At 60.1% G+C, this 17,619-nt stretch carries 15 protein-coding genes and 3 tRNA genes; 7 read left to right on the forward strand and 11 right to left on the reverse strand.

Annotation, left to right across the window (positions count from 1 at the left end; all coding sequences use genetic code 11):
• Positions 1-39 precede the first annotated feature (39 nt).
• Together ACTQZK_RS08240 and ACTQZK_RS08245 are read left to right on the forward strand one after the other, a co-directional pair.
• A complete protein-coding gene (locus ACTQZK_RS08240; RefSeq protein WP_114567981.1) occupies positions 40-585 on the forward strand; it encodes a DUF1836 domain-containing protein in 546 nt (181 codons plus the stop codon).
• 139 nt (positions 586-724) lie between these two features.
• Positions 725-2,761, forward strand: a complete 2,037-nt coding sequence (locus tag ACTQZK_RS08245; RefSeq protein ID WP_114567982.1) for a cation:proton antiporter — start codon at positions 725-727, stop codon at positions 2,759-2,761.
• 120 nt (positions 2,762-2,881) lie between these two features.
• On the opposite strand, the gene argS is transcribed toward ACTQZK_RS08245, so the two are convergent.
• Positions 2,882-4,609 (reverse strand): arginine--tRNA ligase, encoded by a 1,728-nt coding sequence (gene argS / locus ACTQZK_RS08250; RefSeq protein ID WP_114567983.1) that lies wholly within the window; start codon positions 4,607-4,609, stop codon positions 2,882-2,884.
• Positions 4,610-4,838: 229 nt separating this feature from the next.
• Here argS and ACTQZK_RS08255 point away from each other — a divergent pair, with 229 nt between their 5' ends.
• The gene (locus ACTQZK_RS08255) at positions 4,839-5,273 is read left to right on the forward strand and encodes a GNAT family N-acetyltransferase (RefSeq protein ID WP_114567984.1); all 435 of its coding nucleotides are present in this window, start codon (positions 4,839-4,841) and stop codon (positions 5,271-5,273) included.
• 111 nt (positions 5,274-5,384) lie between these two features.
• On the opposite strand, the gene ACTQZK_RS08260 is transcribed toward ACTQZK_RS08255, so the two are convergent.
• The 4 genes from ACTQZK_RS08260 to arcA all read right to left on the reverse strand — a co-directional run bounded on the left by ACTQZK_RS08260 (position 5,385) and on the right by arcA (position 10,551).
• The gene (locus ACTQZK_RS08260) at positions 5,385-6,995 is read right to left on the reverse strand and encodes a YfcC family protein (protein ID WP_114567985.1); all 1,611 of its coding nucleotides are present in this window, start codon (positions 6,993-6,995) and stop codon (positions 5,385-5,387) included.
• 200 nt (positions 6,996-7,195) lie between these two features.
• Entirely contained in the window at positions 7,196-8,149 is a 954-nt protein-coding gene (arcC, locus tag ACTQZK_RS08265) for a carbamate kinase (protein ID WP_114568045.1), read from the reverse strand.
• 21 nt (positions 8,150-8,170) lie between these two features.
• A complete protein-coding gene (argF, locus tag ACTQZK_RS08270) occupies positions 8,171-9,166 on the reverse strand; it encodes an ornithine carbamoyltransferase (RefSeq protein WP_114567550.1) in 996 nt (331 codons plus the stop codon).
• 167 nt (positions 9,167-9,333) lie between these two features.
• Entirely contained in the window at positions 9,334-10,551 is a 1,218-nt protein-coding gene (gene arcA, locus ACTQZK_RS08275; RefSeq protein WP_441899279.1) for an arginine deiminase, read from the reverse strand.
• Positions 10,552-11,092: 541 nt separating this feature from the next.
• On the opposite strand from arcA, the gene ACTQZK_RS08280 reads away from it, so the two are divergent.
• Positions 11,093-11,168 (forward strand) — tRNA-Arg (locus ACTQZK_RS08280).
• Between the two features lie 285 nt (positions 11,169-11,453).
• The gene (locus ACTQZK_RS08285) at positions 11,454-11,696 is read left to right on the forward strand and encodes a glutaredoxin family protein (RefSeq protein ID WP_114567552.1); all 243 of its coding nucleotides are present in this window, start codon (positions 11,454-11,456) and stop codon (positions 11,694-11,696) included.
• 29 nt (positions 11,697-11,725) lie between these two features.
• Here ACTQZK_RS08285 and ACTQZK_RS08290 read toward each other — a convergent pair whose 3' ends face one another.
• The gene (locus tag ACTQZK_RS08290) at positions 11,726-12,628 is read right to left on the reverse strand and encodes a LysR family transcriptional regulator (RefSeq protein WP_114567553.1); all 903 of its coding nucleotides are present in this window, start codon (positions 12,626-12,628) and stop codon (positions 11,726-11,728) included.
• Positions 12,629-12,833: 205 nt separating this feature from the next.
• Here ACTQZK_RS08290 and ACTQZK_RS08295 point away from each other — a divergent pair, with 205 nt between their 5' ends.
• Both ACTQZK_RS08295 and ACTQZK_RS08300 read left to right on the forward strand, forming a co-directional pair.
• Positions 12,834-14,552, forward strand: coding sequence for an FAD-dependent oxidoreductase (locus tag ACTQZK_RS08295; RefSeq protein WP_114567554.1), 1,719 nt, complete (start codon positions 12,834-12,836; stop codon positions 14,550-14,552).
• Positions 14,553-15,003: 451 nt separating this feature from the next.
• Positions 15,004-15,077 (forward strand) — tRNA-Gly (locus tag ACTQZK_RS08300).
• 70 nt (positions 15,078-15,147) lie between these two features.
• Here ACTQZK_RS08300 and ACTQZK_RS08305 read toward each other — a convergent pair.
• The 5 genes from ACTQZK_RS08305 to rdgB all read right to left on the reverse strand — a co-directional run bounded on the left by ACTQZK_RS08305 (position 15,148) and on the right by rdgB (position 17,568).
• On the reverse strand, positions 15,148-15,711 hold the full coding sequence (locus ACTQZK_RS08305; RefSeq protein ID WP_441899281.1) for a DUF4256 domain-containing protein: 564 nt from the start codon (positions 15,709-15,711) through the stop codon (positions 15,148-15,150).
• Between the two features lie 191 nt (positions 15,712-15,902).
• A tRNA-Pro gene (locus tag ACTQZK_RS08310) sits at positions 15,903-15,979 on the reverse strand.
• Between the two features lie 183 nt (positions 15,980-16,162).
• Positions 16,163-16,486, reverse strand: a complete 324-nt coding sequence (locus tag ACTQZK_RS08315) for a type II toxin-antitoxin system RelE/ParE family toxin (RefSeq protein ID WP_114567556.1) — start codon at positions 16,484-16,486, stop codon at positions 16,163-16,165.
• Positions 16,476-16,775, reverse strand: coding sequence for a type II toxin-antitoxin system Phd/YefM family antitoxin (locus tag ACTQZK_RS08320; protein WP_220149580.1), 300 nt, complete (start codon positions 16,773-16,775; stop codon positions 16,476-16,478). Before ACTQZK_RS08320 ends, ACTQZK_RS08315 begins: the two co-directional genes overlap by 11 nt.
• A 190-nt stretch (positions 16,776-16,965) precedes the next feature.
• A complete protein-coding gene (gene rdgB / locus ACTQZK_RS08325; RefSeq protein WP_114567557.1) occupies positions 16,966-17,568 on the reverse strand; it encodes an RdgB/HAM1 family non-canonical purine NTP pyrophosphatase in 603 nt (200 codons plus the stop codon).
• Between the last annotated feature and the right edge of the window lie 51 nt (positions 17,569-17,619).

Consider the following 17,619-nt stretch of genomic DNA (forward strand, 5'->3'; position numbering starts at 1 on the left):
TGTTATTCTCATTCGTACGAATACCGTGGAAAGGAATCCATGAACCCTTCATCCATCAGCATGTCGCCCTACGCGCAAAAACTCGTCAACCTGCGCTTGCCGCGATACCAGGAGATACCCCGCATCGACCTGTACATGGACCAGCTCATCGGATACCTCGAGGAAACGCTCGCCCCGCTCTACCAGGAACACGAGAAGATCATCACGCGTTCCATGGTGAACAACTACGTGAAGCAGGGGGTCCTCTCGTCGGCTTCAGGCAAGAAGTACACGCGCTCCCATGTTGCGTACCTCATCGTTATATGCACGCTCAAGCAAACGTTCTCGATCGCCGAAATCGACCGCCTCATTCGCATGCAGATCGCAAGCTTCGACACGCATGTGGCCTACGATTACTATTGCGACGCGTTCGAAGCGGCGCTCGAAGCCCTGTTCTCCGCCGAACCCACCAGCCCGGCAGGCCTCACAAGCGGCGCGAACAAGGGAGACTTCGAACGGGACCTCGTGCTTTCAACAACATCGGCCATCGCCTACACCCTCTACGTGAAGGCAAGCATCTTGGCCACCGACGCCGCCGCACGTTAGGGCGCGCGCGAAGGACGCAAAACCCGACTTCCCAGCTTTCCGTTGAAATCGCGTGAAACATCGCCGTTGCGCCTATAAGGGTGACCTTATCCCGATACAATAAGGCGACCCGTTCGCTACAACGCAAGGAGATCGCCACGTGGAAGCCCTCATGTTCGCTCTACTCATGTTGGCAGCCGTCCTCGTATCCTCCATCATAGACCAGCTTGTCCCCAAGGTATCCTCCCCTCTTATCCAAATTGGACTAGGCCTGATCATCGCCGTGGTCGCAGGCGGTCAGATCGACATCCTGTTCGACGAAGCCGACTTGTTCCTAGTTCTGTTCATCGCCCCGCTGCTCTACGACGAAGCGAAAAGCGTCGACAAAGCGGCGCTCTGGCGCAACAAAAGGCCCGTCGTCTCGCTCGCCATCGGACTGGTGGTGGTCACGGCTCTGGTGGTCGGCTTTGCGGTCAACTGGGTCGTACCTTCCATCAGCTTGGCCGCCGCTTTCGCCCTGGGCGCCGCCCTGGGCCCCACCGACGCCGTTGCCGTCGCCTCGCTTTCCAAGGAAACCGACATCTCGCCCCGCGCCAAGAGCATTCTGGAAGGGGAATCGCTCATCAACGACGCATCGGGCATCGTTGCCTTCCAGTTCGCGCTGGCCGCAGCCGTTACCGGCACGTTCTCCCTGGTCAACGCAACCGTCGAGTTCCTGTTCTCTTTTTTGGGAGGCATTTTCATCGGCATCGCGCTGGGCTACCTGGGCAACTTCATCGTGCGCAAGGTGCGCTCCTGGGGCCTGGAGAACACCACGTTCCACGTGCTGTTCGAGGTGTTCACGCCCTTCATCGTGTACCTGGTAGCCAACCAGGTGGGCGCGAGCGGCATTTTGGCAGTGGTCGCAGCAGGACTGGTGAACGTCATATCGCCCCGCACGCTGGGGCCTTCGATATCGCGCATGAACATCGTTTCGGCCAGCGTCTGGCAGGTGCTGTCCTTCACCCTTAACGGGATCGTGTTCGTTCTCTTGGGCACGCAGCTTCCCCGCGCCATGCAGCAGACCTGGGCTAACGTGTACATCGACAACGGCTTGCTCATATCCTATGTCCTGGGCATCACGCTCATACTCATCGCAGTGCGCTTCGTATGGATTCTCGTCATGGAGCGCTCGCGAAGCCGCAAAGGCAAAAACAAGGAAGACGGCACGGCGAAGCAGCGCAGGCTATCGAAAACCGATATGCTATCGGCGGCCATCATGACGCTGGCAGGTCCAAAAGGAACCATCACGCTCGCCGTCATCCTCACGCTGCCGCGCGCCATCCCGCAGCAACAGCTCATCATGTTCCTGGCATGCGGCGTCATCGTGGTCACGCTTCTGCTGGCTACGTTCGTGGTTCCCCTGCTAGCTCCGCGCAAGCCGACCACCGAAGAAGATCAGCGCTGCGACGAAACGCAGGTGAGCCTCGAGATCCTGCGCAACGTCATCGAGGAGTTGTCGGCTCGCCAAACACCCGAGAACCGCGCTGCCACGCAAATGGTCATCCATTCTTACAACGACCGCATTGCGCGCATCAAAGAGCAGCACAACATCGACGACGAGCCGAACCTCGAGCTGCGCCTGAAAACGCTGCGCTGGGAACAGGAATTCGTCTTCGAGCTCATCGAGCATGAGGAAACGTATCCTTTGGTAGGCTACCAGTACTTAAGCCGGCTCTCGCATATAGAGAACCTTCTGCGCCACCACGCCGATCGTTGGTCGCCGCAAAGGGCCGCCCTGCGCATGCGCACAGCGCTGAGGTCCGGATGGTATCGGTTCGTGCAGGGCATGCCCGGAGCGAATCTGACCGAAACCGCGCAGGCCATCCGCGATCTGCAGATACGGTCGTGCGAATTCGTCATCGAGAAGCTGCAAGGGGAAATGGCTCCCGGCGTATCGGAGGAAAACGCCGAGGACCTATCGTCTCTGCTCCTGGAGTACCAGCGCACGTTGAGCGCATTGCGCTCGAAAGCCCCCTCCATCACGGCCATAACCAGCACGGCGGATGCCGCGGTCGACATCAAGCGACTTGGACTGCACCTGGAGCTGGAGCAAATACAAACGCGCTACGAGGAAGACGACCTGTGCCGCGCCACCGCGAAGCGCCTGCGCGAGAACGTGTACCTTATGCAGATCGACCTCGAAGACAACGTGTAACGCGCGAAGCACGGTTTTCGCAGCCTCGCTCCGCACCGCAACGCCCCCCCCGCATAAAAAGGCCCGCAAGCTCTGCGACGAGCTTGCGGGCCTTTCCGTGTGCCGTATGAGCAGGAAGCGCTACATCTTGGCCGGAGCGCTCACGCCCAGCAGACCCAGCGTGGTCGCCAAAACGATGCGAGTCGCATCGGCAAGCGCCAGACGCGCGTTCTGAACGGCCTCGTCCTCACCGATGATGTGGCAATTGGTGTAGAACGAATGGAACAACGCCGCCAGATCCTGAGCGTAATGCGTCAGGCGGAACGCAGCGCGATCGCGCGCAGCCTGCGACACCAGGTCGGCGAAATCGTCCATCTTGCGCATAAGGGCCAACTCGGACTCGTGCGTCAACGGGGACAGGTCCACGCCCGCAGGCACGACCTTAGCCGCCAGCTCGTCCATGGAAAGCTCGCCGGCCTCGGCGGCAGCCGCGTCGGCGGCGTCGGCGGCCTTGCGCAGGATGGAGCATATACGCGCATGAGCGTACTGCACGTAGTACACCGGGTTGGAAGCGTCCTTCTTCTTCGCCACCTCGATGTCGAAGTCGATGGGCTGATCGGAAGAGCGCGACAGCATCAGGTAACGCGTCGCATCCACGCCCACCTCGTCGATGAGCTCCTCGAACGTGATCATCTCGCCGGTACGCTTGGACATACGAACGGCTTCGCCGTCGCGGAACAGGTTCACCAGCTGGCCAAGCATGATCTCGAGCGCGCCGGGACGGCCCCACGCGGCAAGCATGGCCTCGCAACGGGCGATGTAGCCATGATGGTCGGCGCCCCAGATGTTGATCAGGTGGTCGAAACCGCGCTCAAGCTTGTTGTAGTGGTAGGCAACGTCGCTCATGAAGTACGTGTACTCGCCGTTCGCCTTGATCAGCACGCGGTCCTTCTCGTCGTCGAACGCGCTCGACTTGAACCACGTGGCCCCGTCCTGCTCGTAGATGTAGCCCTTCTCGCTCATGGCCTTCAGGCTGCGGTCCACGGCGCTTTCGCCCGACTCGTCCTTCACGTACAGGGAGCGCTCCGAGAACCAGCAATCGAACGTGGTGCCGAAACGACCGGTCACGCGATGCTGCTCGGCGAGCATCATCTGGTAAGCGCGCTCGCGGAAGTTCTCCATGCGCTCCTGCGGATCGGCGTCAAGCCAGACGTCGCCGTCCTCGTCGATGATGACCTGCGCGATGTCGTTCACGTAGGAACCGGCATAGCAAGCCTCAGGCATTTCGACGTCGCGACCGAGGATCTGCTGATAGCGCACGGCCACAGATTCGCCGAAGTTGTCCATCTGCGTGCCGGCGTCGTTGATGTAGAACTCCTCGTACACATCGTAGCCGGCATGGCGCATCACGCGCGCCGTGGCATCGCCCAAAGCAGCCCAACGGCCATGTCCCACGTGCATGGGACCCGTGGGGTTGGCGGAGATGTACTCGAGGTTAATGTAGCGCTGACCCTCGGGGATGAACCCGTGACCGAAGCCTTCCTTCTCCTCGCGCACCTGGGAAACAACGCCCTGAAGCACGGTGGAGGACAGGCGGAAGTTGATGAAGCCGGGGCCGGCGATCTCGGCGGAGGCGATAATGCCGTTCTCCGGAAGATGGTCGACAATGATCTGAGCGATCTCGCGGGGGTTCTTCTTAGCCTGCTTGGCGGAACGCATGGCTACGGTGGAGGCCCAGTCACCGTTGCTCTCGTCGCGCGGGCGCTCCAGCGCCGCCGCGGGAGCCTCCTCGAGCTCGAGCGATCCGTCCTCGCACGCGGCCGCAACGGCTGCGTCGATCAGCTGTTCAAGTTGTTCGCGAATTTGCATGGTATGCATCTTTCTTTGTGGGACTCGTGTAAATACATGTTGGACAAGTCTACCACCTTTTTCCGGCGCGCGGGCACGCGTCGAGCGAACGAACGCCCCAAAAAAGGACGTTATGCAGAAAACGTACACACGACCTCGCAAAAAGCTTCTGCGGTTGGGCGCTTTTATGCTATTGTTCGCTCATTGTAGATTCCCGGGCACCCCCGGTTGCGAGAGAGGACGAAACCGCATGGCCATGATGTTCCAGCAAGGAAACTTCGACGACGCGCGCATCGTGCGCACGCGCGTGTTCATGGAAGAGCAGGGCTTCCAGGACGAGTTCGACGACATCGATCAGGATCCCCGCACCATCCATGTCACGTTGTACGTGGACGAAGAACTGGCTGGATGCGCGCGCACCTTCCCCGATTTCGAGCGCCCCGAAGAACCCGGCCGCTGGATCTTCGGTCGCCTGGCCGTCTTGCCCGAAGCGCGCAAAGGCGGGCTGGGAGCCGCCCTTTTAGCGGAATCCGAGCGACTGGCCCAAGCGGCGGGAGCCACGGAAATGCACCTGCACGCACAGTGCCGCGTCACGCCGTTTTACGAGCGTTCGGGATACCGGCAATACGGGCCCGTCGAACTTGACGAACACGTCGAGCATATCTGGATGAAGAAGGCCCTGTAAGGACCCCTCCCCCTCTCGCAGCATTCCGACCAAGCGAAGACGGCCCCCGCCGAAGCGGAGGCCGTCTTTTTCGCCTGCTTTGCGCCTATTGCCGAAAAACCGGAATCAGGATCAAGCAGCGCCTGGAATCAACATCATCGCAACGGTGAGGATGACCACGCAGGCAACGCCAAGCACGACGAACAGTTTGCCGCCGAACTTGAGCCACGTCGAGTACTCGATCTTCGCAAGCGCCAAGCCGCCCATGATAGCGCCGCTGGTCGGGGTGAACAGGTTCACCAGGCCGTTGCCGGCGCTGAAGATCATGATCATAACGTCGGTCGAGAAGCCCAGCGAGTTAGCCAACGGACCCATGATGGGCATGGATACCGTAGCCATGCCGGACGAGGACGGAATCAGGAACGACAGCACGATGTAGAGCAGGAACGACAGCGGAGCGAAGATGATCGCCGACAAGCCGTTCAGTGCAGCTGCCGCATTCTCGAGAATCCACATGTCCAGGCCGGTCTCGCCCATAAGCACCGTAATAGAACGAGCCATGGCGATGATCAGCACAACGCTCATCATATCGGCCGTACCGTTGATGAACGCTTTCACGAAACGGCTCTCGGACACGCCACCGACGATGCCGATGATGATAGCCATGATGAGGAACCACGTGGAAGCCTCGTCGAAGTACCACTGCCCCAGCGGAAGGCCCGTCAGGAATGCGGACCAGCCGTCCGAGATCTGCTCTTCAGTGGTAACCGTGCCCTCGACGTTGCCGTCGAACGCGATCTCGCCGCCAACCTTCTTGTCGACCCACTTAGCAGAGATGTCGTCGCCGGTAACCTGCGTCGTCACCTCTTCTGTAGCGGAACCAGCATCGAATATCTCGACGCCGAAATCGCCCCAGGGGATGAACCCGACGATCATGATTACAAACGTCAGCGCGAACACGACAAGCGTGGCTTTCTGACGCCCCGTCATAAGCTTCTCGGATGGATTCGCCTCGGCATCCTGCGTTTCCTGCTGAGCTTCGCCGAACTCGGCCTTCATGACTTCCTGCTCTTGCAGCGAAAGAATCGTGGAGCCCTTGTCGGCCTTGACCTTCTTCGCGTAACGCATCACGAACACGATGGATATGGCCAAGGTGACCAGCCACAAGATGACGCCGAGCATGATGATGGTGCCCTGGTTGATGGCAAGCCCCGTAGACGACAGCGAGTCAACGGCTGCGCCGACCGCGAACGGGTTGACCGTCGAGCCGAGCACGCCGCAACCGGCGCCCAGCAAAACGACCGCCGCGCCGACCACGCTGTCGAAGCCAGCGGCTACCATCGTGGCAGCCAGCAGCAGGTAGAACGGCACCGTTTCCTCGCACATGCCGTACGTCGTGCCGCCAATCGAGAAGATGAACATCAAGATGGGAATGAGTATGAGCTCGTTACCCTTGAGCTTTCTCACCAGCGCGGCAATGCCGGCGTCCAAGGCGCCCGTTTCCGTGACGATGCCCAGGAAACCGCCCAGGATCAGCACGAACAAGCAAACGGGGAGCGCATCGGTGAAGCCTTTGACGGGTGCCGTCGCCACATTGGCAACGGTAGCTCCCGTTACACCTTCCACACCCATGAACGACATGACAACCGTAATCAGCGCCAGTGCGATCAGGATGATCAACAGGATGGTGAACGAAGAGATGGAACGCTTCTTTCTGCTTTTTTCCTTTTCTTTCTCGGTCATACAAACCCCTCCTTTTTGAGGATCGAGGTGGATAGACAGGTGCGAACGAGAAATTGATAGACGAATCAGTGGAAGCATAACCGCATGATCCGACAGTACCCCAGTTAACGGCGACGCCCGCGCTACACAGGCGCCGCCGCTTAGAACAGTTTCGGATTCCCAAAGCCCTCAGCGGGCCTCAGTACTCCAAACGGCGGGAACTACGCCGTGATGATGGTGCCGGTCTTGCCCTCGAGGCCCGCGGCGGCGCACTCGAGGCTGGTGATGAGGGCCTTGCCCTCGGGGTAGGCGCGCACGTACTCGATGCAGGCCTCGACCTTCGGCAGCATGGAGCCGGGGGCGAACTGGCCCTGGGCGATGTACTCCTCGGCCTGGGCGATGGTCATGGTGGAGATCTCCTCCTGCTCCGGCTTGCCGAAGTTGATGCAGACCTTCTCCACGGCCGTGAGGATCACCAGCATGTCGGCGCCGAAGTCGGCGGCCAGCTTGGCGCTGGAGCGGTCCTTGTCGATGACCGCGGGGACGCCCTCGTACAGGCCCTCCTTCTCGAACACCGGCACTCCGCCGCCGCCCGTGGACACCACGATGTAGCCCGCGTCCATGAGGTCCTTGACCGCGTCGAACTCGACGATGCGGACCGGCTTCGGGGAGGCGACGACCTGGCGCCAGCCGCGGCCCGCGTCCTCCTTGTAGGTCCAGCCGGTCTCGGCGGCCTTGGCCTTGGCCTCCTCCTCGGAGAGGAAGGCGCCGACGGGCTTGGTGGGGTTCTGGAACGCCGGGTCGGCGGGGTCGACCACGGTCTGCGTCACGACGCAGGCCGTCGAGCGGTCGATGCCGCGCAGCTTCATGTCGTTGAGGATGGCCTGGGACAGCTGGTAGCCGATGTAGCCCTGGCTCATGGCGCCGGCCTCGGGGAAGGGCATCTCCGGGGTCTTGCCGTCGTTGGCGCTCGCGTAGGCGAACGCGTTGTTGATCATGCCGACCTGCGGGCCGTTGCCGTGGGACACGATGACGTTGGTGCCCTCCTCGACCATGTCGACGATGTTCTTGGCGGTGTCCTTGACCAGCTGGAGCTGCTCCTGGGGCGTGTTGCCCAGGGCGTTGCCGCCCAGCGCGATGACAACGGACTTGCCGTCACCCTTCTGATAAGGCATGCTAATTCACCTTGTCTTTCTTTAGGAGAGGGTGGCGTACATGACAGCCTTGATGGTGTGCATGCGGTTCTCGGCCTCGTCGAACACCTTGGACTGCTTGGACTCGAACACCTCGTCGGTGACTTCCATCTCGGTGACGCCGAAGCGCTCGGCGATGTCGGCACCGATGGTGGTGTTGGTGTCGTGGAAGGCCGGCAGGCAGTGCAGGAAGATGGCGTTGGGGTCAGCCACAGCCATGAGCTCGGAGGTCACGCGATACGGCTCGAGCAGACGGATGCGCTCGGTCCACACCTCGTCCGGCTCGCCCATGGACACCCACACGTCGGTGTAGATGGCATGCGCGCCCGTGCAGGCGGCCTTGGCATCTTCGGTCAGCGTGATGGTGCAGCCGTTCTCGGCAGCGATTTCCTTGCAGGTCTCGACCAGCTCGGCCTCCGGCATGTTCTCCTTGGGGCCGCAGGCAACGAAGTTCATGCCCAGCTTGGAGCACACGACCATGAGCGAACGAGCAACGTTGTTGGCAGCGTCGCCCATGAACACCAGGGTCTTGCCCTTGATGTCGTAGTTGAAGTTCTCCTGCACCGTCAGGATGTCAGCGAGCATCTGCGTGGGATGCCACTCGGTGGTCAGGCCGTTCCACACCGGCACGCCAGCGTTGGCGCCGAGTTCCTCGACGTCGGTCTGAGCATAGCCACGGAACTCGATGCCGTCGTAGAAGCGGCCGAGCACGCGGGCGGTGTCCTCGATGGACTCCTTCTTGCCCATCTGCGAGCTGCCGGGATCGAGGTAGGTCACGCCCATGCCCAGGTCCATAGCGCCAACTTCGAACGCGCAACGCGTACGGGTGGACGTCTTCTGGAACAGCAGGACGATGTTCTTGCCCTCGAGGTAGCGATGGGGGGTACCCGTCAATTTCAGGTTCTTGAACTCGCGGGACAGCTTCAGGAGGTACTCGATCTCCTCGGTCGTGAAGTCGAGGAGCCTCAGAAAGTTGCGACCGCTCAGGCTAGTAGGCATAGTTCATTCCTTTCGTCGTTACTGACAACAAACTTGAAAATCGGCAGGCGGCGCCAAGTTTTCCACCTGCCCCTTTTCGGTGCGCCTCGACCGCTTCGCACAGTCTTGGCGCACCGTAAAAGACAGAAACCGGATGGAACTAGATTATCGCACGAGCGAGGGTAAGACTAGTCCTCGCGGATCAGCGGCATGCTCATGCAGCGCGGGCCGCCACGGCCGCGGGACAGCTCGGCGGAGGGCATCTCCAAAACGTTGAGACCCTTCTCCTTGAGCAGCGCGTTCGTCACGTCGTTGCGCTCGTACACCACGATGGTGCCCGGAGCGATGCACAGCGTGTTCGAGCCGTCGTTCCACTGCTCGCGCTCGGCCGCGATGCGGTCGCCGCCGCCGCAGGGGATGAGCTCCACGGGGTTGCCGACGTACTTCTCGAGGATATCCTCAAGCGTGTCGTTCATTTCCTTGACCTTGATACCATCGCCTTCGGCGGTGATCTCGAACACGGTCAGCGGGCCCATGATGCCCGGGTGGATGGTGAACTTGTCAACGTCGATCTGGGTGAACACCGTGTCGAGGTGCATCATGGCGCGGTTGTTCGGGATGTAGAACGCCAGGATGGTGTCGACCGGGCTGGTTTCATCGTTGAAGATGTTGTGCGCGATCGCGTCGATGGCGTCGGGCTCCGTGCGCTGCGAGATGCCGATGGCCAGCACGTGATCGTTGATGTTGAGGATGTCGCCGCCCTCGATGTGGAACGTGTTGTAGCGGCTGTAGTACTCGGGGGTTCCCTGGAAATCGGGATGGTACTTGAAGATGTACTCGGCGTAGATGGTCTCGCGGTTACGCGTGACGGAGTACATGCGGTTGATGGACACGCCGTTGCCGATGGACGCGAACGGGTCGCGGGTGAAGTACAGGTTCGGCATCGGGGCGACGACCATCTTGGAAGACTCGGAAACCAGGTCAACCAAGGAGTTCGACTTGTCCGTATGCAGCTCGGTAAGGTTGATGCCCTCCATCGTCTTCATGACGAAGTCCTTGGCATCGGGGAAGTTCTCCTGCAGGTAGTCGAAGATGATCTTCTGGTAGCGCTCCGTGCGGATGCCGGCCTCTTCGATCCACTGCTTCAGGAACTGCTCGCGCAGCGCAGGGTCAGACTCGAGCACCTCAGCCGTGAGGTCCTCCAGGTAAACGACCTCGACGCCGTTGTCACGCAGAATCTGCGCGAAAGCGTCGTGCTCCTCCTGGGCGACCTTCAAGAACGGGATGTCGTCGAACAGCAGCTCTTCGAGCGTGTTCGGCGTCAGGTTCAGAAGCTCTCGGCCAGGGCGATGGAGCAGAACTTTCTTCAAGGGCTTGATCTCGCTCTTGACGTTCACGCCAGCCATAGCAACCCTCCTTTTCCTTTTATGCATTTACAGATTTTCGACTTGCGGCAGCGCCCGTTGCGCACCGGGCGTCCGTTCGACATCGCCAAAATCTCATGGTTCGAAATAAATTGCAACCACAAAACCGAAACAAAACGGACCCCCTCGCAAAGGCACGTGCTTTTTCGGCGAATGGTAAGGTAAATCTACGCATTTCTTCACATTTTGAACACATTTACTAGCGCAAACTAAAGCGTTTAGACACCCAAAAACGGCCTTATCCGCACAAAAACAAGCGTGCCTCCCCCCTTTCGCACCCGGGCCTTGTTTCGTGTTTATGCATAAATATTCAAAAAGATGCAATTACCCTGCAAACAGGTCGACGCTTTGCGCTCCAGCGCGGGCGCTTTAGGAGCCATTCATGCTTTCGAATCGGGTCTGAGCTATATAAAACCCCTGGTCTACGGCTATTTTTACCACGAGAGAAGCCCTATTGCCCCATTGGCTCATAGTTTGTCCCGCCCGGCTTCATTTAAGGTATAATACCGATGCTCAATGAAACGCGCCCATGGCTCAATGGATAGAGCAACGGACTTCTAATCCGTCGGTTGCAGGTTCGAGTCCTGCTGGGCGCACCAGATTGCTCCAGCCGTTTCGCTTTCGCGAAACGGCTTTTTACTGACTCCATTTTAAAAAACTTTGAATTATTTCAAATTTCTTTTTTTATTGCAATAGTTTTTGCGCATTATTTTTCTTTCCAACAACAGGCTGGAAACCCAGCGCCCATTCGACGCCCGTTCGGGAAACCGATTGGCAACAGCTGCGTCGCAGGGCGCTTCCCCTAAAGATGATAAGTTAGAATAGTAATCTAAATCACCGACAGAAACGCTCGCCCTTGCTCAGCGCATCGAGAGGAGCCGCACATGCCCTACCTGGAAAACCACACGCTTTACTACAAGAAATCCTGCCCGTACTGCCAAAAAGTTCTACGATTCATGGACGCGAACAAGATCACCATGGACACGCGCGACACGCTGCAACCGGGAAACCAGAACGACCTCGTGCGCATTGGAGGCAAGAAGCAAGTCCCCTGCCTCGTTATCGGCAACCGTCCGCTGTACGAATCGGACGACATCGTCTCGTACCTGCGGGGCATCGTATCCTAAAGCGGTGCCCCGACTTCTCGTCTGCGCACTCAGAATCGCTTGCGCAGACGAGCGGCACGCTCGCACAAGTACTCCACCAGCTCGTCTTCAGCAGACGTGGGAGTTCGCGTTTTCAGACGAGACGCCCCGAATCCCCACGTAAATCCGCGTAAAGGCACGGCGCGCACGTCCTCGTTGCCCTTGAACACTTCCAAACACGCCAAATGAGGCAGCGTGAACCCGACGCCCCTCCCGTGCAGCACGAACTCGTATATCCAGAAAATCTCGGAGTACTTCACGATCTCGGGCGGATTCGCTCCGGCGCGCGCGAACCAATCCGACAGCGCGCGGTAGCATTTGAAATCGTCGCCGGGCATGGCGATGCGTCGGCCCGCAAGATCCTCGGGACCGATGGATTCGCAATCGCCGAGCGGATCGTCGCGGCGCACCCAATACCATACGGGAGACGTGTACAGAAGCCGGGATTCGAACTCCTCGTCGCACGGCACGACGGTCAAAGCCATGTCGTAGAGACCCTCTCTCAGCGCGGCCTCGCACAGAGCGTCGGGCATTTCGCACAGCGATATGGACACGTCTGCATGGGTTTTGAGGTAATCCTGCAAGAAATCGCAGCCGAGAAAACCGGGGATGCCGAGCGAGCAGGCAATGCGCAGTTCGACGTAGCCGCTCGAAGCTATGCGATCGAACGCAGCTGCCAGCAAATTGCGCTCGGCTCGCACGCGTTTAGCGTACTCGTAGAACTCATGGGCGTACGGCGTGGCAACGCGCGAGCCGTCCTCGTCCATGGTGAACAGCGAAACTCCCAGTTCGCGCTCCATACTGCGAATAGCCTTCGTGAATCCCTGAGGAGACATGGGAACCTTGGCGGCGGCAGCGCTGAAGCTGGGCGATTCATACGCCAGTATGAAGTAGTCGCACCTGTCCTGAAGCATGGAGCCCTCCCTCCCCTTCTCCAGATCGAACCTTATTGTACTACCAACCGCGTACGAACGGGTGAAACCAAACGTTTCAAGGGGCATCGGCTAGCTGGCCGCGAATCCATTGCGCAACCCGATCCCGAGGGGCCAAACTGAAGGCACGCCGCAGGAGGGCGGCTGGAATCGCTTCTCAGGGAAGCGACGTACAAGGAGGATCATCATGTCCGAAGCAACCAGCAACTTGAGTCGTCGATCGTTTCTCGCAGGGGCCGGCATTCTGACCGCAGGATTCGCCGGAGCCGCGCTGACCGGCTGCAGCCCGAGCGCGCCCGCCACAGGCAGCAAGGACCCGGCTTCCGCGCCCGAAGCGGGCGGCAACGAGCCTGCCGCAAACGGCAGCGATGCTTTGTGGAACATCCCCGAACTGGGAGAGCCGAAAGAAACCGTCAAGGCGGACGTATGCATCGTCGGTGCGGGAGGAACGGGCACGGCAGCGGCCATCCAAGCCATTGACCTGGGTCTCAAGCCGGTTGTGATCGAGCGTCTTTCCGGATACGGAGGATCGTTCATCGGAACCGAAGGCATGACGGCCCTGGAAACGCATTTCACCAAGGCAGACGGCGACATCATGTTCGCCGGCGCCTACAATCCCAACGCCCCGTACGATGTGAAGAACGCCACGAACACGTGCCTGAACTACCATCACTGGATTCCGCAGCACAAGCTGTACGAAAACTTCTTCGGGCAGACGTCCGAAACCATCGACTGGCTGGAAAGCCACGGCATCGAATTCGAAGGAAACATCTCCATCGGCGCCGGTCCGAAGGTATGGCACGTCTACGACAAGGGAGACAACGCCAGCCCCGGCGGCTACTTCATGCAGTGCTTCGGCAAGGAGGCCGAGAAACTGGGCGTTGAAGCTCACTTCAACACATTCGGCCGCAAGCTGATCCTGGAAGACGGCAAAGTGGCCGGCGTTCTGGCCGAAAAGGACAACGGCGACGTATTGAAGGTCGAAGCGCCCGTGGTCATGATATGCACGGGCGGCTACGCGAACAACCCCGAAATGCTCTACAGCGTGTCCGAAACGAAAAACGAGAACATCCAGGCGCTCGGCATGGACTGCCGGGCGGGCGACGGATTGAAGATGGCCAAGGACGCCGGCGCCGAATTCGCCGAAGGCTTGGGCACCGTCATGTGGTGCGGACCCGTCACCATAGGAGCCGTTACGGCAACGTGGACCACCGACGCGTACTCCGTAGGCGTGCAGCCCACCGTATGGCTCAACGAAAAGGGCCAGCGATTCTGCAAAGAAGACCTCTGGCTGGACGACTTCTCGGGCGCTGGCATGTGCGTACGCAACCAGGATAAAACGTTCGCCCTGTTCACCGAAGCAGATATGAAGCGCTGGGAAGCCGACGGCCCCGACGGGCAAGTGTTCTCGTTCGGCACGCCGGGAACGCCGCTGGCAAAAGCGCGCGAGGTCCTGCAAAAAGCCGAAGGCTGCCACGTGGGCGATTCGCTGGAAGACCTCTGCGCCAAAGTCGGGCTGGACCCCGCCGCCGTCAAGGCGACCGTCGAGCAGTACAACGCCTACTGCGACGTCGCGGCGGGCCTGGACGGAGAAGACCCCAGCGCCGACGAGGAATTCGGCAAGCGATCCAAGTTCATGCACAAGGTGGACGCAGGCCCCTATTGGCTGTGCGAAACCGCTGACGGGTTCTACACCACGTGCGGCGGCATCAAGGTGAACGAGAAGATACAAGTCCTCGACGACAAGGACCAGGTGATTCCGGGCCTGTACGCCGGAGGCTCCGACGCAGGCGGACTGTACGGCGACTCCTACGACGTCAAGTTCGCACCTGGCTCGCAAGCCGCCTGGGCCGTGAACTCCGGGCGCCTGGCAATGAAGGACGCCAAGGAGTACCTGGGCAAGTAAGCCGTTTCGCCCGGTGCAGACGATTTTGCAGCCGCCAAGCATCCCTTCCAAACGCTTGGCGTCGAACGCACCGGGCACATCTTTGCGCTGCGGCTTCGGCGCCGCCCCCTCCCCCGCGCCGAAGTCGCAGGACCCCGTGCACCGCGACCCGATCTCAATTCGACCGAGTCGCGGTGCGCTTTCGAGCAGGCGTTTCGCGACGATGGCTCTTGCGCGATGAATCGGGATGCTGCCGCAAACCGCTCCGCATGCGGCAAAAAGCATCGATTCCTGTCAAAATTTCCGGTTTCCACTGCGCAGGACGGCAAGCATCGGGGCGAAAGCGGCTCGATTCCCGCTTTGGGTTTTCGCGTCGATGGCCGGGTTCGACCGGATTCGTGGATTCCCTGGGATAATTTTGCGCGCATCGGAGAAACTTGCGGTACAATAGGCGCCGCGCTTAATGCGATATGCGGGTGTGGTTCAATGGTAGAACCTGAGCCTTCCAAGCTCATGACGCGGGTTCGATTCCCGTCACCCGCTCCACGAACGCTCAAGAAGCCCGATCATCGCGATCGGGCTTCTTTTTTCCTTCGCTTCCCTTGAGTCAGCAAGGCTACAATTCCAGCATTGCGCGGAACCCGCGCGCCGCATAGTAGGAATCGGCTCCGTTGTGAAACGTGAACACGCGGTTGTAACGACGGTCGCAGAACAGCGCGCCGCCTAAAGCGCGCACGTCGTCAGGAGTATCTATCCAGCTCGACGTCTTGAGGTCGAACGCACCGACCTCCTGCAAGCCCCGGTATTGAGCTTCGGTGAGAATCTTCGCGCCCATGGCATCCGCCACGCCAAGCGCGCTCCCTTGCGGCTTGTTGCGCTTGCGAGCTTGAAGCGCTGCGTCGTCGTAGCACAAGCCTCTTCTCCCGGCAGGACTTTCAGGCGAGCAGTCGAAGAACGCGAGCGCATCGCCAGCGGCTCGATCGCGCACGACGTCAGGTTGGCCGCCGGATGCCTCCATGGCCTGCAAGACGGCCAGCTTCCCGGGAGTCGCCGCAAGGCGAAGACGCACGTCGTCCCATGACGCATCAAGATGACGCTCGGGATGTTGTTCGAAACGGACGCGCAAGGCTGTCAGCAGATCGTCGAACTCACGATCGGCTTCGGAATGGACGGATTCCATCGCTATCGCCCCCTTATCTAGTCTCATGCTCATTTGAAAACATGGTAGGACAAGAAGGCGCGCGCGACGCACAGGACGCGAAACGGGAAGGAAACGGTTGCCGGCGGCGTTTGCGCCTCGACAGGAACGCCGGGGTCTTGGAAAGTTGCAAACCGCTTGCACGGACGCCGATACGATTCAAAGAAGAAAAATGGTCGGGATGACAGGATTCGAACCTGCGACATCCTGCTCCCAAAGCAGGCGCGCTACCAGGCTGCGCCACATCCCGACGTTCGGCTTGACGAAAGCCTATACATGATAAACGAACCGCATGATAATGGCAAACGCAAAGACGGCGAGCGCCGGAGGGCAGCTCGAACGGCCCCGTACGACGTACGGCGCTTCAGCGCGCGGTCGCTAGCGCTTCGCCTCCAGCTTCGATCGCAGCTCGCGCCACAACGGGACTCGCTTGTTATTCGAGCTCCCGCGACATGACAAGTCGCGCGTAATCCTGGGTCTGATGAAGCACGTGGGCAACCACCACGCGATCGTCCCTAAAGGCGTACAAAACGATGTACTTGTTCACGAAGAAAGACCGGTACCCCAACGAGGCCAGCTCCGGCATGCGGGACAATGCATGCAACAGAGGATTGTCGCACACGATGCCAAGCTGACGATCGAACTCGTCAACGAACCTCCGAGCCGCTTGAGGGCTTCTCTTCACATCGAGAAGGTATTCGACAATGCCCCGGTAGTCGTTTTGAGCGCCCCTGAGGATAACGTACTCATAGGCCATATTCGCCGCGCATCCTGCTCGTGAACTCCTTGCCGCCGACGAAATCGCCGGAAGCATACTCAGCCTCGGCCTGCGAAATTCTCGACAGCAACCGGGCATGAGCCAATTCGACCTGCATCGCCTCGTAGTCTTCGCTGCGCATTACCACGAACGCGTCGTAGCCGTTCCTCGTCACCGTGATGGGAGTGGAAGACTCCTCCACCAGCGTCGTGAACGCAGCCGTGTTCTTCATGTCCCGAATAGGCACGCACCTCGGTGCGCGATAGGGCTTTTCCTGAAGCTGGGGCATTTCAAACTCCCTTCGTTTTGTGGCCTAATTGTACCACGCACTCCTACGAAGAAATGCCCAAGGCATGAACTCGACCCAAAAACGTCAACGCGTTAAACGAACCGCATGATAATGGCAAACGCAAAGACGGCGAGCGCCGGAGGGCAGCTCGAACGGCCCGTACGACGTACGGCGCTTCAGCGCACGGTTGCTAGCGCTTCGCCTCCAGCTTCGATCGCAGCTCGCGCAGGGCATTGCCGCGATGAGACACCGCGTTCTTCTCTTCGGGAAGCGCCTCGGCAAGCGTACGGCCATCCGCGAACACGTCCGGCAGGAACAGCGGGTCGTACCCGAAGCCGTTGCTCCCTCGCTCCTCATGCCCGATCCGGCCCTCCACGGTACCTCGCGCCACCGTTTCCGAACCGTCTTCGTCGATCAGCACGAGCGTGCACACGAATCGCGCCGTACGGTCGTGATCGGGCACGTCCGCAAGCGCTGAGAGAAGCTTGGCGTTGTTGTCGGCATCGGTGGCGTCTTCGCCTGCGTAACGAGCCGAGTACACGCCGGGCGCGCCGTCGAGCGCGTCGACCTCAAGACCGGAATCGTCGGCCAAAACGGCCTTCCCGCCGCTCGCTTCGTGCGCCGCGCGCGCCTTGATGCGCGCGTTGCCCAAAAACGTATCGGCATCTTCTGCAGGGTCGGATTGGATCCCCAGCTGACGCAGCGTGCCGAACTCCCAACCGGGAAAGTCCAGCGCCTCGGCGATCTCCTGAGCCTTATGAGCATTGTTGCTTGCGATGACAACCGTTTTCATGCGATGCCTTTCGTCTCTTTCATGCCAGCGGCCTGTAGCTGACGCAAAATG

It is taken from the genome of Paraeggerthella sp. LCP19S3_G8 (genome assembly GCF_052119225.1).
In the GTDB taxonomy this organism is placed as follows: domain Bacteria; phylum Actinomycetota; class Coriobacteriia; order Coriobacteriales; family Eggerthellaceae; genus Paraeggerthella; species Paraeggerthella hominis.